The organism is Maricaulis sp. CAU 1757 (genome assembly GCF_054482675.1).
In genome coordinates this window covers 99,652-115,486 of the sequence record NZ_JBTLRI010000003.1, presented here as the reverse complement: position 1 = coordinate 115,486, position 15,835 = coordinate 99,652, and the positions used below count along the sequence as shown (strand labels likewise).

The 15,835-nt window shown below is 64.9% G+C and carries 16 protein-coding genes and 1 pseudogene; 7 read left to right on the top strand and 10 right to left on the bottom strand.

Annotated features, from left to right (window positions below; genetic code table 11):
• Positions 1-140 precede the first annotated feature (140 nt).
• The 6 genes from ACXYMR_RS09565 to ACXYMR_RS09540 are packed head-to-tail and all read left to right on the top strand — an operon-like array spanning position 141 to position 5,131.
• Positions 141-863, top strand: a complete 723-nt coding sequence (locus tag ACXYMR_RS09565; RefSeq protein WP_458942634.1) for a hypothetical protein — start codon at positions 141-143, stop codon at positions 861-863.
• Entirely contained in the window at positions 860-1,462 is a 603-nt protein-coding gene (locus ACXYMR_RS09560) for a hypothetical protein (protein WP_458942633.1), read from the top strand. Before ACXYMR_RS09565 ends, ACXYMR_RS09560 begins: the two co-directional genes overlap by 4 nt.
• A complete protein-coding gene (locus ACXYMR_RS09555; RefSeq protein WP_458942632.1) occupies positions 1,459-1,947 on the top strand; it encodes a SctD/MshK family protein in 489 nt (162 codons plus the stop codon). The genes ACXYMR_RS09560 and ACXYMR_RS09555 overlap by 4 nt, the downstream gene beginning before the upstream one ends.
• A gap of 40 nt (positions 1,948-1,987) precedes the next feature.
• The gene (locus ACXYMR_RS09550; protein WP_458942631.1) at positions 1,988-4,084 is read left to right on the top strand and encodes a secretin N-terminal domain-containing protein; all 2,097 of its coding nucleotides are present in this window, start codon (positions 1,988-1,990) and stop codon (positions 4,082-4,084) included.
• A gap of 4 nt (positions 4,085-4,088) precedes the next feature.
• Complete coding sequence (locus ACXYMR_RS09545) at positions 4,089-4,730, top strand: prepilin peptidase (RefSeq protein WP_458942630.1); 642 nt, start codon at positions 4,089-4,091, stop codon at positions 4,728-4,730.
• A complete protein-coding gene (locus ACXYMR_RS09540; RefSeq protein ID WP_458942629.1) occupies positions 4,727-5,131 on the top strand; it encodes a hypothetical protein in 405 nt (134 codons plus the stop codon). The genes ACXYMR_RS09545 and ACXYMR_RS09540 overlap by 4 nt, the downstream gene beginning before the upstream one ends.
• Here the strand turns inward: ACXYMR_RS09540 and ACXYMR_RS09535 are convergent.
• From ACXYMR_RS09535 to gspG, 3 genes and pseudogenes are all read right to left on the bottom strand, one after another.
• Positions 5,079-5,420, bottom strand: coding sequence for a hypothetical protein (locus ACXYMR_RS09535; protein WP_458942628.1), 342 nt, complete (start codon positions 5,418-5,420; stop codon positions 5,079-5,081). The two genes, ACXYMR_RS09540 and ACXYMR_RS09535, sit on opposite strands and share 53 nt — an antisense overlap.
• A gap of 24 nt (positions 5,421-5,444) precedes the next feature.
• Positions 5,445-5,531 (bottom strand): annotated as a pseudogene (locus ACXYMR_RS09530) (prepilin-type N-terminal cleavage/methylation domain-containing protein); the annotation flags it as partial.
• On the bottom strand, positions 5,531-5,989 hold the full coding sequence (gene gspG / locus ACXYMR_RS09525) for a type II secretion system major pseudopilin GspG (protein WP_458942627.1): 459 nt from the start codon (positions 5,987-5,989) through the stop codon (positions 5,531-5,533). The pseudogene ACXYMR_RS09530 and the gene gspG, both read right to left, overlap by 1 nt.
• 73 nt (positions 5,990-6,062) lie before the next feature.
• Between gspG and ACXYMR_RS09520 the strand changes: the two genes are divergently transcribed.
• Entirely contained in the window at positions 6,063-6,887 is an 825-nt protein-coding gene (locus tag ACXYMR_RS09520; RefSeq protein ID WP_458942626.1) for a methyltransferase domain-containing protein, read from the top strand.
• A gap of 12 nt (positions 6,888-6,899) precedes the next feature.
• Here ACXYMR_RS09520 and ACXYMR_RS09515 read toward each other — a convergent pair whose 3' ends face one another.
• The 7 genes from ACXYMR_RS09515 to ACXYMR_RS09485 all read right to left on the bottom strand — a co-directional run bounded on the left by ACXYMR_RS09515 (position 6,900) and on the right by ACXYMR_RS09485 (position 15,391).
• Complete coding sequence (locus ACXYMR_RS09515) at positions 6,900-8,099, bottom strand: type II secretion system F family protein (protein WP_458942625.1); 1,200 nt, start codon at positions 8,097-8,099, stop codon at positions 6,900-6,902.
• A 13-nt stretch (positions 8,100-8,112) separates the two neighbouring features.
• Entirely contained in the window at positions 8,113-8,781 is a 669-nt protein-coding gene (locus ACXYMR_RS09510) for a class I SAM-dependent methyltransferase (RefSeq protein ID WP_458942624.1), read from the bottom strand.
• Positions 8,778-9,737, bottom strand: a complete 960-nt coding sequence (locus tag ACXYMR_RS09505) for a glycosyltransferase family 2 protein (RefSeq protein WP_458942623.1) — start codon at positions 9,735-9,737, stop codon at positions 8,778-8,780. Before ACXYMR_RS09505 ends, ACXYMR_RS09510 begins: the two co-directional genes overlap by 4 nt.
• The gene (locus ACXYMR_RS09500) at positions 9,721-10,437 is read right to left on the bottom strand and encodes a sulfotransferase family protein (protein WP_458942622.1); all 717 of its coding nucleotides are present in this window, start codon (positions 10,435-10,437) and stop codon (positions 9,721-9,723) included. The genes ACXYMR_RS09505 and ACXYMR_RS09500 overlap by 17 nt, the downstream gene beginning before the upstream one ends.
• Positions 10,434-12,227 carry a GspE/PulE family protein gene (locus ACXYMR_RS09495; RefSeq protein WP_458942621.1) on the bottom strand — a complete coding sequence of 598 codons (1,794 nt, stop codon included), beginning with the start codon at positions 12,225-12,227 and terminating at the stop codon, positions 10,434-10,436. The genes ACXYMR_RS09500 and ACXYMR_RS09495 overlap by 4 nt, the downstream gene beginning before the upstream one ends.
• A 99-nt stretch (positions 12,228-12,326) precedes the next feature.
• Positions 12,327-13,751: a hypothetical protein gene (locus ACXYMR_RS09490; RefSeq protein WP_458942620.1), complete on the bottom strand. Its 1,425-nt coding sequence runs from the start codon at positions 13,749-13,751 to the stop codon at positions 12,327-12,329.
• Between the two features lie 224 nt (positions 13,752-13,975).
• A complete protein-coding gene (locus ACXYMR_RS09485; RefSeq protein WP_458942619.1) occupies positions 13,976-15,391 on the bottom strand; it encodes a hypothetical protein in 1,416 nt (471 codons plus the stop codon).
• Positions 15,392-15,835 lie beyond the last annotated feature (444 nt).

Below are 15,835 nucleotides of genomic sequence, written 5' to 3'. Positions count from 1 at the left end.
AGGCGACCCTGCTGGCGGCACGCACGCGCACCGCTATTCCAGACCCCGAATTCCATTTCGAATGGGGAGACCGGAAAGTCGGCGTTTGGAGCTGGCCCAAATCGGCCCTTGCGGGTCTCGACAAGTTTGAAGGTCGGGCCTTGCCGGAAACCGCGCTCCATGCACCCGGGCAGGGAGCCCGCCTGGTGCGCTGCTCCGACGGGTTTGAAGGCCAAATCTGGGAGTCCAATGTTCTGGCCGCGTCTCGATGGTGGCCCGAACGCCCGGACGACCGGGCCTGGCAGCGCTTCCTTCGGGGGGCACGCATGTCTGGGCCGGCGACGGCGCCGGAACCGGTCCGGCCGACCTGGCTCGCGCATGCGCGTCGACAACCGCTGGCATTGCGGCTGCTTCGCCTTCGGGACATTCACTGGAAAGACCTGGGCGCCATGGCAATCGCCCTGCTCGTTGCTCCGGCGCTCTATCTCGCCGCTCAGCTGGCTTTCCTGGAGATCCAGAAATCCTCTCTCTCGAACGAGCTTTCCGGTCTGAGGGAGGCCACATCGGAACTGGGCGCGGCGCGAACCGCAACCCAAGCCGCGATCCAGGAACTTGCCATCTATGCGGAACAGATTGATCGGGTTCATCCGACCGAGCTGCTCGCAGTCTTCGCGGAGACGGTTGCGGCCTATGATGCGGAGTTGCAGGAATTCTCCCTCCGCGACAACAGCTTGACCATCCAGATTTCAGCGCCCGATGATTTTGCCCCCGCTCCTCTTGTTCAGGCCCTCGAGCGTCTGTCCGACATCACGGGCGTGTTGATCGAGCCGGGCCGCCAGGCAAGATCCTGGACGGTCTTGGCAGAAGTCGAGGACACGCAATGACGTTCAGGAACAGGGCCGAGACGTTACTCGCATCACTGCGGGAGCAGACCACGCCTCGCGCAATGCTGGGGCTCGGCGCGCTGCTATTGATCCTCGCACTATGGAGCCTTGGCGAACTGGGGAGTCGCGTGAACCAGACGCGCGCCGAGGTGGCTGAGCTCGAGCGCGAACGGAATTTGCAGGTCGCGCTTGCCAATGACGACAGCTGGATCGCGCGGGCGGATGAAGCCCGAGACTCGGTTGATCGGACGCGGAGCGCGTTCTGGAGGGGAGATACCGCCGGTATCATCGTCGCCCAACTCCAGGGCGAAGTTGAAGCGGCCGCTCGCGTTGCCGACCTGACCCGGCCACGGGTGACTGTAGAGCCCGCACCCACGCCCCTTGCAGGCTCATCGGTCGTTTTCGAGCTTTCCCTGTCGGCCCGGGATCCCCGGGGACAGTTTCTCGCCTTGTTTCAGGAACTGGCCCGCAATCCCCAGCTCCTTGTGCCGACGGCGTTCAGCTGGAGTCGGGTGAACGGCAATCTGGAAATCCGGCTTGAGGCCCCCGCTGTCGTGGGGAACGACATGGAGAACAACAGCACCGGGACTCGGTCATGACGTCATCCGCGCGCCTGTTCCTGAGTGTTCTCCTTGCCACCACCGCTTTTCTGATGGGCGCGTTTTCGGCGCTTGGGCGTCCCGATGCGCCCTTGGAAACAAATGCCCGCGACTGGTCTGCGATCACCATCCCCGATGCGGATGACATCGACGAGTTCGTCGCGCGCATTTCAGCCGCAGGCCTGTTCCCGGAAGCCACTCTGCGCACACCCGATTCCACTGGAGAAGGAGCGGCAGGGCCGTCCGTCGACACATTGGAAGTCGCGCTGTACACGCCCAATCTCTCAGCTTTTGTCCGCCGTTCAGGCGACTGGCGCCTGTATCTCTACGGCGAACAGGACGGAGCAGCGGTTTTTCGGGAAGGCGACCGCCTTGCGGATGGCTGGGTCATCTCGACGATCGCACCAACTCACATCATCCTGACACGGGAAGGCGAGGTTCGAAGGCTCGACGCCTTCAGGCCGGAGGGGAATTCCAATGAATAGAAAGCACGCCATCATCGTCGCCTGCGCCAGCTCGGCCCTGATGACGAGCTGCGCCAGCCAATCGGGCCCGCCGGAGGAGCGGTGGATGCAGCTAACGCTTCCCGTCACCGCATCCGACACCGACGCATCGAACGGGCCGGCGGCGATCCAGCTCGGCCAGACACCCGAAAGCGATCGTCTCGGCCCCGACGTCGATGTCAGGTCGGTTCCCTCCATCTCGCCCGGACGCAGCGCGTCCACAATCGGGCCCCGGGAAGTCCCGCGACTTTCGGGCGAGCTGATCAACGTCACGCTGCCGCCCCAGCCCCTGCCGGCCTTCCTCAATACGGTTTTCGGCGAGATCCTGGAGCAACCCTTTACACTCGGACCGGAAGTCCTGGAACTGGACGAAACGATCTCGCTCCGCAGTGTCCGCGACATGCCGCCAGCAACCTTTCTCGCCTTGGTGGAAGAGGCTCTGAAAGATTACGGGCTCGGCGTCACCTACGAGAACGGGCTGTTCAGGGTTGTCCAGCTTGATGAGCTGCGGGCCCAGATGCCGCGTTTCATAACATCGCGCGCCCACTCGGACGTCCCCAGCGGGTTAAGACCCGTTGTCCAGTTCGTCCAACTGTCCGCAATTGATGTCGCGGACATGCAGGCCATCCTGGAGCAGGCCCTGCCTAACCGCTCCGAGCTGATGATCCGGAACAACCGTCGAACCAATGCGCTCATTCTGAGCGGCTTGGCGGACGACGTGAACGCGGCGCTGGCCATTATCGACGAGATGGATGAGCTGCAGTTTGCAGGGACCCAGGTGGTGACGTTCTCCCCGGCCAACTGGGACGCCACAGAACTGGCGACAACCCTCAACGAGATCCTGACGCTGGAAGGCTTCACGATCGGTGTAGGAAGCGGATTTCCGCGCCCCATCACCCTGCTGCCGCTCGCTTTCACCAACCAGTTGATGATCTTCGCCTCCGATCGCATGCAAGCCGACCACGTGCTTGAGCTGGCGCGAGACCTGGACGCAGAAGCCTATCGCGGCGAAGCGCGAAATCCGTTCGTCTACCAGGTCCTGAATGCGGATGCGTCCAGTCTCGCTCAAATCGTGGGAAGCGTGATCGGCGGCGGCGCAGCTGGCTCGGGCGTGCCTGCGGGCCAGGGCTCGACCGGTGGTTCCGAAGGTGGACCCGCTGGTGTCACCAGCATCGGCAACCTGACCATCGACGAGCAGGGCAATCGCATCATCTTCTTTGGCACCCAGGCGGAGTTCGAGCAGGTCAGCACCCTGCTCCGCCAACTCGACACTCCGGTGCCGGAGGTCCTCATCGAGGTGACGATCGCGGAAGTCACGCTTACCGATGACTCGAGTTACAGCCTCGACCTGATTTTCGACTCCGAGATCGCGCCGCGCTTTACCGCTTCGCTCGCCTCGAATGACGGCTTCAGCGGGGTTGTGGAAACCGGCGAGGTCACCCTGACTGCCAGCGCCAGCGCGGGCAACAACCAGATCAATGTGCTGTCTACGCCGAGAATCGTGACCCGATCGGGGGTTGAAGGCTCGGTCCAGGTCGGCACCGACGTCCCTATCATCACGTCCCAGCGGGCGGCGACGACCCAAACCGGCGGCTCCAGCGATATCCTGCAAACTGTTCAGTACCGCTCGACCGGCATCCTTTTGACGGTCGAACCCCGCGTCTACAGCGGCAATCGCATCGACCTGACCATCAATCAGGAGGTCAGCTCGGCGGAAGCCAACGAAAATACTGCGATTGCCAGTCCGGTGATCTCCAACCGCTCGCTCAGCTCCCAGCTTTCGCTGCAGGACGGCCAGACCGCGGTCCTGGGTGGCCTGATCGAGAACCGGTTTACGCGCGGCAATACCGGGGTTCCCTTTCTCAAGGACATCCCGGTCGTCGGAATGCCGTTCCGCGGCGAAACCCTGTCGTCTACACGGACGATGCTCGTAGTCCTGGTCACACCGTACATTCTGGACACCCGCAATGACCGCCAGGTGCTGGTGGATGCCTTGGTGGGTGCAATGAACCGGAATTTCAGCAATCAGACTGGACGCAGCCGGACCCTCGTACCGCCCAGCGAGCCCATGCAGATCCGCCCTGCCGGATGGCAGGACACGGACGAGCCGGGGCCTTGATGGCATGGCCAGCGGGGTTGCCCCGATAGCGGCCCTAGCCGCGCTGTTGCTTGTCTCGGCCTATTCCGGCCTGCTCTGCGTCGGCGACTGGGCCACCCTGCGACGCTCATCATCCCGGCCCGCCGCCCTCATTTGGTGCGCGCCGCCTTTCGTCGCCGGACTTGGCACGCTTTTTCTCATGCTGGGCTCGGGGTGGGACTATGTCGGCGCCACAGCGGCGTCGATCGCCGTTGTAGGCGCTGTGAACATCGTCGTGACGGACTTGCGAACTGGCCTGATCGCAGATCTAGCGAGCGCCGGCATTCTGGCTGCGGGCATGGTCAATGCGGTATCGACAGCGGGCGTCAATGGAATTGTCGAAAGCTTGGCGGCGGCGGCATTGGCGGGCGGCATTCTCGTGCTGGCCTGGCTGTTTGTGCGGGCTCGTTCCGGGCGGATCGGATTGGGAAGCGGAGATGTGTTTCTCGCCGTCGCGGCGGGCTCCTGGGTGTCACTGCCCAATGTGGGACCGGCGCTACTTGTTGCCGTAGTGCTCACAGCTCTCGCCGGGCTGGCCTTATCGGTGCGGTCGAACACGCGCATGCCTTTCGGGCCCGGACTTGTTGCCGGCTTTCTGACGGTGGCCATTTGGGAGGCGGTGACGTGAGGCGCGACGGTTTCTCGGTCATGGAGGCCTTGGTCGCAATCGCCGTGATTGCCGCCGCCATGATTCCCCTGTTCGAGCTGCAGCGCTCACTGGCGAACTCGACGGCTCGACTGCAGGCAACAGCGGCACGACTGGACGTGGAAGCAAGCGCCCTCGCCTACCTGCAGGCCATCGATCCGATCGGGCAACCGGAAGGTGAATTGGTCATTTCGGAATGGACCCTGACATGGCAAAGCGAGCTGATCGCCTCGGAACCATTCGCCGACGGTTATCTGGGCGCCGGCCTCTACGATATTTCGCTCTACCAGATTAATGCCGAGCTGACCTTGGGCGAGGTGTCCAGACCGATCAGCCTGCGTCGGGTGGCCTGGCTTCAATCCCGAAGCCCGCTTGATTTCTAGCAATGGCTGACTGGACCTGCGAGCAATTGCCGGCGGCGAACGACTGAGTGCGCCGAGTGCCATTCGGTTGAATCAGCGCGATCTGCCCTCCGGTGCAATACCCGAGCGCGTTGAATGCAAATCCCTCCGCGACCTCGACCTGCCAGCCGTCCGGCAATTGACTGCGAATCTGGGATTCGATGTCGTCGGAGCCGATCGCGGCGGAGCGGGTGAAGGCATGTACCCTGAGATCGATCAGTTCAGCGACCGCCGTGTTCAGAACGGCAGCAGCCTCCCGGCGCTCCACCATGCGAGCGACGCTTGGCGCACTCAAGGTCGCCGTGACACCCAGAATGGCCAGGACGACGAGGATCTCCAGCAGGGAGAACCCTGCAGAGCGGGAAGGTGCCTGAAGCTCGATTATAGCCCTATATCCGCGTTCAAACCCTCGCCACCCTCGGCATTATCAGCCCCAAATGACACGACTTGTCCCCGATCTCCGGGAACCGGCGCCGGCAGGTAACGATAGGGATTTCCCCAAGGATCACTTGGCAAGCCACCATCCATGTACGGCCCGGACCAGGTTCCCTGGACGCCCTCGACAGGAGCGGTAAGCAGGGCCAGGCCTTCGCTTTCAGACGGGTAGCGCCCGATATCCAGGCGCATCGTATCCAGCGCGGACTCGATCATCCGGATCTGGGTCTGCGCGGCGGTCACCTTTGAACGATCCAGCTGGTTGAACAATTGCGGTCCGACCAGGGTAGCGAGGACAGCGATGATGGCCACGGCGACGAGGATCTCCATCAGGGAGTAACCCGGGCGCTTCCGCGCAAGTCTGTTCAGGCCAGATCGAAGCCTACTGGTATTTTCAAACGCCATTATTCACTCACCAACACCGAAACAGGGATGAAGCAGCCCGGTGACTTTTTACCATGCCCGCCGGAACCGGCCAATGATACGCCGCACGGGCGAATTGAATTGCACGCTTCGTCTTATCCCGTTTAAGGTAGAGATTGAAAAATCCAAGGGCACATCAGGGGGTTGGGCTGTGCTTTACGAAACACCAAAGCAGGATGTGAACGCCTTGAAGGCTGGCGACCCCAGTCACTACCGCGCCTATGTCGGCCCGCCCGCCCGCTACGGCCTTCTGACACAGCTCCAATTGTCGCTCCTGTTTGCCTTGGGATTGGAGGAAACGGACACCGTCCTCGATTTCGGCTGCGGCAGCTTGCGGCTTGGCCGCTGCCTGATTCCGTTCCTCTCGCCCGGACACTATTTCGGCATAGAACCCAATGACTGGTTGATCGAGGACGCGGTCAGATTCGAAACGGGCAACAGCCTGCTGGAAACCAAGCGCCCATCATTCGACACCAATGACCAGTTCGATTGCGGGGCTTTCAGCCGTACCTTCGATTTCATTGTCGCGCAGTCGATCATCACCCACAGTGGTGCCGACAACACGGCACGCCTGTTTGCAAGCGCGGCCTCGGCACTCGCGCCGGATGGCATCTTCATCCTCAGCTATATCAAGGCAGGCCCTGCGGCCCCGGTCCCGGAAGCGCCCTGGACCTATCCGGCCAATGTCCGTTACCCGGAGCACTGGCTCGTCGACCAGGCCGAGCGCAATGGGCTGGTGTGGAAGGAACTCGACTGGTTCCACCCGGGTGCCGTGTGGGCGGCGATGGCCCGTGATCCGAGACGCCTGCCGGCAAGCAATGAAATCCTTGGATGCGGCGGGCGGCCTGCCGAACGCTGGCGCTCACCGGAGAAGGCCTGACGCGCGCCGCGCTCAGAGCGCCACGTCGTACAGGCTGGTCATGGCCATGACCAGGCTCACCACTACCAGACCCACAACCCCGGCGATAAACAGGACCGCCAGAGGTTCGGCCAGCGACGTCAGCTGCTTGGCCCGATTGCGCGATTCCTCTTCATAGATCTCGGCAATGAAGGTGAGCATCTCGTCCATGCTCGCTGACGCCCGGCCGGTACGCACCAGATTGAGCGTCATGGCGTCGAAATCCGTGTGCGTCTTCAAGGCCTGGTCAATAGCTTCGCCGGCTCGTATCGCGCGCCGGGCCTCGGCCAGGGACTGGCGGCGCTTGGAGGACACAACCGAGCTTTCCGCCAGCACCAGGGCATCCAGGAGAGGCGCGCCACCGGACAGGGCGGTGGCGCACGCCCGCGCCCAGCGGGCGACCTCGGACGCTCGCAGAAAACCACCGACGACCGGCATGCGGAACAGCGCCTCCAAAATTCCGGAGCGCACCCCGGGATTGCGCGCCAGCAAGCCTGCCCCCACCACAACGGCCGCGATCACGATGAGCGTCAGGATGAGGTTCTCGCTCATGAATACCCCCGTCTCGATGACCCAGCGCGAGAACCCCGGCAGGGACGAGCGGTCGTCTCCCAGAAGGTTGGCGAAGCGAGGCACCACGAACAGGAACATGAAGGCCACCGCTCCCAGGCCGGCAACCGCGAGGAAGCTGGGATAGGCCAGCGCATTGCGGACCTCGGACGCCGATTTGAGGTCGAGCTCCATCTGGCTGGCGATGTCGTTGAGGGCCTTGGGCAGCTGCCCGGTCGCTTCGCCGAGCTCAATGAGGCGGGTCGCATACGGTGGCAGTTTGGCCATATGGGTCGTGAAGGCACGCGACAGGGGTGTTCCCGAGCGCAGGTCCTGGCGCACCTGGGCCGCCTGCTGCGCCAGATCACGGCACGGTTCGTCCGCTGCCACCGTCTCGAATGCGTCAAGCAAAGGCATGCCGGCCTTCAGCAAGACGGCCAGCTGACGCATGAAGCGGAAGCGATCCTGCGGCCGGGCCTTGCGCCGAGCGTAGACCCGGTCCTCGGGGCCGCTGACGGCGAGCTGATAGGGCGCCACACCCTGGCCTTCCAGTTGGCGCAAGGCATCGACCTTGTCGCTGGCCGATATCCGGCCTTCCACTGTGGCGCCATCGGGACCCAGGGCCTTGTAAACGAAGATCGCCATGCTGCCGCGTCTCCTAGCGCCGGATAAAACCGGCCATCCGCTGGTCGCGAGGGTGCCCCCACTCGCCGACGAGGTCGAGCGTCCATTCGTCTGGCGTCGCTGCGCGCAGCGCCCCCGGCGTCATGTCGAAGGGGTCTCTGTCCGGATAGCTCACGATGCCCCCGGGGGCATGTGCCAGCGGTGTGTCCGGCGCGGCATCATCGGGACGTTCGAAATAGGTCACGAAGAATGTCCCGCCGACCCGGAACCAGGGCGCCACGGCATTCAGGCAATCGACCAGCCGCTCCAGCGGCAGGTGCGAGAATACCGATTGCGCAATGCCGTAGTCAAAGTGCGTCCCGAACACACTGACATCGAACTCGGACGTGGCGTGCAAGTGATCGCGCGGCAGCTTCTCCGCCAGCCCTGCCGGCTTGATCTCGCGCTCCCAGCCCGCATCAATCAGGCTTTCCTGACTGTCGATGCCGTAATAATGCCCGGCCTCCAGATAGCGCGTCAGCGGAACCCCGGCGCGCAGTGAACCGCACCCGACATCGATGACGCGATGGCCCGGCTGCAGGCCCGCCTGGCGCAGGAAGTCGAGCTGGAGCCGCCCCATCATGTCCCACAAGCCGCCGATGACCTGGCGGTGCTTGCCTTCCTCGACCTTCTGCCGGATCACATCGTCCTGCTCGTACTTCATGAGCGCGCCCGTGCCTCTGCCATCTCGGCCACCATGCGCTCCACGGCGCGCATGACCGGCGGACAATGCTCTCCGAGCATCAGCGGCCGCCGGCGCGGGAAATCATAGTCCACGCCACGGATGTCGCGATAGTTATCGACATAGCGCTGCCACGTCGTCTTGGTGCCGGTCTCCGGGTCCGGCTCGGACACCGGCCGCGACGTCGTCACGCCACCATGGTGCTGGTGGAAACTGCCCTCGCCATAGAGCAGGACGTAGAGATTGTCCGGGTTCTCGGTCAGCCGCTTGAAGAAGTCCAGATTGACGATTCCCCCGCCCGGGATGGTGAAGGCCTCGTCATAGCCGCCTTCCATTTGATACAGGTCCTTGGACAGGAAAACCGCATTGCTTTCGGCGATATGTCCGAACCATCCCAGCCGTGCCGATTGCCCCAGGGCGGCGATGTCGAACAGGCGATAGCCGTCACCGGGCCAGTTGATCGAGGCCAGCAGGCGGTCTTCCTCGGCCTGGTCATAGCCCTCGCGCGTGGAGATCTGCTGCGGCTTCGGGCCGAGATGGAAACCGAGCGTTCCGACCACGGCGCGCGGGCTGAGGGAGCGGGCCTGCAGTGACAGCGACAGGACCCCCGGCGACAGCATGCGGGCCCCGTCAATCAGCACGCCGACCCAGTCGGCCTGCGCCATGGCCACGCCCTCATTCAGGGCGCGCGCCGGCGACGCACTGGCATCCTCGACGAAATGATAGCGCACACAGTCGGGCCAGGCGGCCCGATCGGCCTCGGAAACCGGGTGTGGCGAGCCATTGTCGATGACGATGACCTCGACATCACCGTCCGCCAGGCCGGTCTGGTAGGGCGGCAGGAGGGATGTCACCGTGCGCGGGATCTCGCGCGCCATGTTGTAGGCGATGACCACGACGCTGACACGTGGCCGGGCAGGCTCAGAGGGCAAGGGCATTGAGACGGTTCCACAGGTCGAGACAGCTGTCGGGGACCGGCGCGTCGGCGGCCTCGTGACGCAGGGAGCTGTCTAGGAAGGTTATGGCGTCCGGCGCCGGCAGGCCCAGATCGCCGGCCACACCGCGAACGCGGTCGAGATAGCGGTCCGCGTCCTGGTCATAGCGGATGATCGGGAAGGCCTGGTCATCATGGCGCGCCAGCAGGCGCGCATTGTAGGCGCGCCACAGGGCCAGCCCGTGCTCGATGTCCAGCTCGCCATTCCAGGCCTCGGCCCGGCGCTGCAGCGAGGCGGCCACTTCCAGCGGGTGCCGGAACGTGCCGACATGGCGCGGATCGAGGCGTTCCAGCCAGCCGTCCAGCGTGAGCAGGCAGCGCGGGTCCTTGAGCCCCCAGACGCGGTCGTCCGGATAGCCGGCCAGGATCTCGTCCCGGCGTGCCCGCGCCTCGTCGCTCCACGCCGGCGGCTCGGCGGGCGGATTGTCCCAGGCCGCGCCGGCCGCCGCCAGCACCACGTCATTGAGGTCCATGGCGGCGCGGTTCTCCCGGTTGCCCTTCTTGTTGAAGGCGGCCGCGCGGTTGACCTCGCCGAGCCACAGCCCGGCCTCTTCCAGGCAGCCGGCCAGGCAAGACGTGCCGGAGCGGTGCATGCCGAGGACCAGGACGGGCCGGGCGGCATCGGACATCTGGGTTGAACTCATACGGACACACCCTGGTCGTGCGCGCTGGCCGCCGCCCCGGCCGGGCCACTGCCCGTACCGACCACGCGCATCACTTCAGCCACCGAGGTGAGGCCCCGGGCGGCCTTCAGCAGGCCATCCTCGGCCATGGTCAGGAAGCCGTCGCCGCGGGCCGCGGCAAGCAGGGCCGCCGGCTCGCCGCCGGCATTGATGGCGGCGCGCACGGGCGCGGTGATGCGGGCCGCCTCATAGACCGCGATGCGGCCGGAATACCCCTGGTTGGCACAGGCGGGGCAGCCTTTCGGGGCCTTCCAGTCCGGCGTGCCGATATCGGGCAGGCGGGCGCCCTGGGCCCTCGCCTCGGCCAGCAGTCGCTCGCCTTCCTGGCGCTCTTCCGGACCGGCCGGCTCGGCGCAGCTGCGGCACAGCTGGCGCACCAGGCGCTGGCCCATCAGCCCGCGCAGGGCGGCGGAGCACAGGAAGCGCTCGACACCGAGGTCGATCAGGCGCTCGACCGCGGCCAGCGCGGAATTGGTGTGCAGGGTCGAGAAAACGAGGTGCCCGGTCAGCGCGGCCTGGGCGGCGATCGCCGCGGTCTCGCCGTCACGGATCTCGCCGATCATGATGACGTCCGGGTCCTGGCGCAGGATGGCGCGCAGGCCGCGGGCAAAGGTGTAGCCGATGTCCGCGCGCGCCTGGACCTGGGTCACGCCCTCCATGTCGTATTCCACCGGGTCCTCGATGGTGATGATCTTGCGCGCGCCGTCATTGATCATTTCCAGGCCGCGATACAGCGTCGTCGACTTGCCCGAACCGGTCGGGCCGGTGACCAGGATGACGCCATTGGGTTCGGCCACCAGCGAGCGGAAGGTGCGCATCGACGCGCCGTCCAGGCCAAGCCCTTCCAGGGACGGCAATTCCTGTTGCTTGCGCAGCAGGCGCAGCACCAGGCTCTCGCCCCAGGCGCCGGGCAGGGAGGACACGCGCAGATCGATGTCCTGCCCGGCGAAGCGCACCGACTGGCGGCCATCCTGGGGCAGGCGGCGCTCGGCGATGTCCATGCCGGACAGGAGCTTGATGCGGCTGGCCACGGCATCGAAACGGGCGCGCGGCAGGGTCTGCACGAGGCCGAGCACGCCATCGATGCGGAAGCGCACCTGGAAATGCTGTTCGAAGGGCTCGATGTGAATGTCCGACGCCCGTTGGCGCAGCGCGTCCTCGAACATGGAATTGACGAAGTCAATGACCGGCGCTTCCTCGGCCATTTCGCGCAGGCGCTGGGCGTCGTCGGTCTGGTCGCTGCTTTCCGCCCGTCCGGCCGTGCGCAAGGAGGCCAGCGCCGTGTCGAGCAGGCGGTTGGAACCGAGCACCAGCTGCACCGGACCCGGCGCCTTGCGCTCGAACGTGTCCATCAGCACCGGCTCCAGCGGCGACCGGGCGAACACCATCAGGATCGGTTCCAGTTCGCCGGCCGTCACCGCGTCCTGGGCGCCCTCGTCGGCGTCGCCCGGCACGGCGAACCACACGGCGGCATCATGATGCAGCAGCCAGTCGCGGGACACCCCGACCGCCTCGGCGGCGCGGGCATAGAGCCCGGCATCCTCCGGCAGGTGTTCACGGCCCAGCACCGGCAGATCGAGCTGGCGCGACAGCGCGCCCAGCAACGCTTCTTCCGAGAGCGCGCCCATGCGCAGCAGGGCCTGCCCCAGCAGCGCCCCGATCTCGCCCTGGTAGCGCAGCGCCCCCTCCAGGTCGCGCTCCGTGATCTGGCCTTCGGCCAGCAAAATCTCGCCGATTGGTCGCGGGTCCATGCCGTCTCCCCCGGCCTCCGGAAAGGCCGACACTCACATGGCCCGCACCATAGCCGATATCCCCTCCGGGAAAAGCCGGGGCAGGCAGCGCAAGCGGGGCTAGTCGCCGATCTGGCCGGCCCCGACCGTGTAATCGGTCGCCATCTCGCTCACCACGCCATTGGTGACCAGCAGGCGCCGCACCGTGACCCCGAGCGCCTCGATCTCGAAGTACAGATCGCTGCGCCCGAAATCGGCAATGTCGAAATCGTCCACCGTGACGATCAGCTCACCCTGGATGGGCGCTGCGGCCGGGGTCACCGGATACGGCCCTGTTTCGATGGCCTCATTGGTCGTACTGCGCAGATTGACCCGGATCTCGGGCAGCGTGTCGTCCAGGCCGGTAAAGCGGAACACGCTGCGGGTCGCCGCCGTGCTGTCCCCAACCCACTCGAACGTGTCTGACCGGGAGATCTGGCGGTCGAGGTAGAAGGCGTACTTGGAGACTTCGAAATCCTGCAGCTTGGAGCCCGCCGCGGCCCGGACGGTGCCGGAGAGCAGCAGGAGTTGTGTCTGCACGGCGGCCGGATTGGCAGTATCGAGGGTCAGGCTGGTTGCGGCCCCGGCGTCCAGCACACCCAGATCGGCCGGGCTCAGGGCAAATGTCGCACTGCCGTCAGCGATCGAGACCGGGCCGGCACTCAGGCCGGCGATCGTCACCTCGTCCAGGCCCGCGGGATTGTTGGCGCTGACCACCAGCTCCGCGCCCTCGAACTGGCTAGCATCGGCATAGTCCAGGAGGATGTCATCCGCGCCCCCCGGCCCGACATAGGAATAGACGCTGATCCCGTTCGAGAGCGTGAACGAGCCATAGCCGGCAAAGCTTGCGGTGATGCTGCCGCTCGGCACAAAGCTCTGGTAGCCCGTCGCCAGGTCGAGCGTCACCACGAGACTGCTGGATCCGCCAAGCCATGTCGACAACTGACTGACGAAATCCTGGCTGCCGCCATACTGATAGGTCGCGCTCGCCAGCGGCGTTCCGGTCGCGGTCAGGGCAATGTCGATTTCCACCGTGCCGGTGCCGCCGATGGCAATGGGGATGGCAAAGGCGAAATGCTGGGCCCCGCCGCCCCAGTCGCAATTGGTCGGGTCGAAACTGGCGTTGCCGACCGAGGAATACGTTACCGTCTGCCCGCCATCGATTCCGTCGGCGGCCAGGCCCAGCCCGCAATCTCCCGCGGCCGCGCCGTCGGTATTGACCACGCTGGTCCCGGTCAGGTGGCCGTTGAAGCTCAGCCCGTCCGTCAGGCGCACGGTAACGTCGATGTCGTCGCTGGCGCCGAGACTTCGGATCACGCTCTCCTCGTCTCCGCCAGCGCTCAGTGTGACCGAAAGCATGTCCTCATACCCGGCCGTCGCCAGGTCGATATTGTGCGCAAACCGGGCCTGGGTCCGGCCATCGCTGTTGGTCACCAGCAACTGGGCCTCGGCCACGCTGGCAGAAAGCAGCGCGGCCAGGGCGGCGCCGGACAACCGGATCGACATGGAATTCCCCCGAGACGACGGCCCGTGACAGCCGGCCTGACGCCGGTGCCCCGCGCACCCGCGCATCCAGGCAGCAGCCGGATACCTGTCCGACCCCCGCCGAGCCGCAGTTGAGCGTGGCCGGCCGCGCGGGTCAAGCGGCCTCCCGCCGCTGTAGCGGCATCCGGACAAAAAGAAAGGGCGGCCGAAGCCGCCCTTTCCCATCGATCTCGTGAAGAGAAGGATTAGCCGCCGATCTCGTCAGCGCCGACTGCGTAGTCGGTGCTCATTTCGGAGATCACGCCGTTGGTGGCGTTGAAGCGACGAACGGTGATGCCGTCAGCTTCGAAGCTCCACGACACGTCAGCGCGGCCGAAGTTGCCGACAGCGTTGGTGATGTCGTTCTGCGACATGACCAGCTCGCCGTTCACGACGGAGTTGGTCGGGGTCACGATGTACTCGCCGTCCATGTCGTTGGTCGAGTTGGCAATCGTGACGCGGATGGTCGGCAGGGTGGCGCCCAGGCCAACGGCACGGAAGATGGTGCGCGTGGCTTTGGTCGAGTCACCCACCCACTCGAAGGTACCGGTGTTGGAACCTTCACGGGTCAGCGTGCCCAGGTCGTCATTGTCGCTGCTGGAGGACATGTCGCCACCGGCCGCCGCATCGGCGGAAGCCGTTGCAGTGACGGTCTGGTTGGCAATCGCTGCCGGCGTCGTCGTATCAGCCGTCAGGACGACCGGACCAGCCGAGTTCAGGCCGTCCAGTTCAGCATTGCTCAGGTTGAAGGTCGCAACACCGCCGGTGAAGCTGTCAGAAGCAATGCCATCGACAGTGACGCTGGCAATCCCAGCCGGGTTCGGAAGCGTCACGGTCACCGTGCCACCATCGAACTGCGTGGCGTCGGTGAAGTCGAGAACTTCGTCGTCAGCACCGCCGGTACCAACGGAGAAGAGGACGGAGGCTTCGTCGATTTCGATCGAACCGATCGTGGTGGTCGACGACGCCGTGTCGAACAACTCGTAATCGCTGTCCAGGTCGATGACGGAATCGCTGGCGACAAAGGCGAAGACTACGCCGTCATCCTGCTGCACGAACTCATCGGTGCCGGTGCCGGCATCGTAAGCTTGGGAGTCGAGGACCGTGCCGGTGGAAGCCAGCGAGATCTCGACAGCGATGTTACCCGTGCCTTCGATGTCAACCGGGATGGAGAAGGCGAACAGGTTCGAAGAAGCCGCGCCTGCGAAGTCGCAGGAGGTCGGGTCGAACGAGGCATTGCCGACCGACGTGAAGGTCACGGTCTGGCCACCATTGCTGCCGCCAGAGCTGATCGACAGCGAGCAATCACCCGCATCCGTACCATCGGTATTGGTCACGTTGGCGTTGCTGAGGAACGAGCTGAAGGTCAGGCCGCCGGAAAGGGTCAGCGTCACGTTCACGTCATCCGTGGCACCCAGCGAGTTGAGTGCGGTCTCTTCGTCGCCATCGTTGGTGAAAGCAACGGCCAGGATGTCCTGGTAAGCAGCAGCAGACAGGTCAACTTCGGAGGCGAAGATAGCGGAGCTAGCGCCGTCGGTGTTCGTAACAATGCTCTGCGCGGAGGCAGCGCCAGCAGTGAGCGCAACAGCGGCCACACCGGCAAAAAGGTGAGTCATTTTCATTAGGGATTCCCCCATCTAAGTACACATAGCCATGGCTGTTCAGCGCGCATGACTTTCCAGGAAAAGCACGTCCTGCCCCCGCACCTCTACGCGAACCAGACGTGCCCGGACGCCCCTTGTCAAAGTTCGAGAGCGCCGAACGCGGCTGAGTTAAGTCGGCGGCGGCTCGGCGGTCAAGTGCAAAAACTGTTGTGTTGGCCGCAACCTGAGCGAATTCGCCATGGTTTGGCCCAAAGCGTTACAATTACGCAACGGACGATTGCCCAAAAGGTTAATTCTTCCTGTCCGCGAGCCGGCCGGAAGACCTCGCCTCCCCCCAGGGGAATCCCGGCAGCGCCCGCACCGGGAGGTTGAAAATCAACGCTTTGGACCTGCCGGAGGTCCGCCGCGCGGCACCCGGCCGCCTGTCAGGGCAGGCCCCGACGGGCGCATTTGCGTTTACCC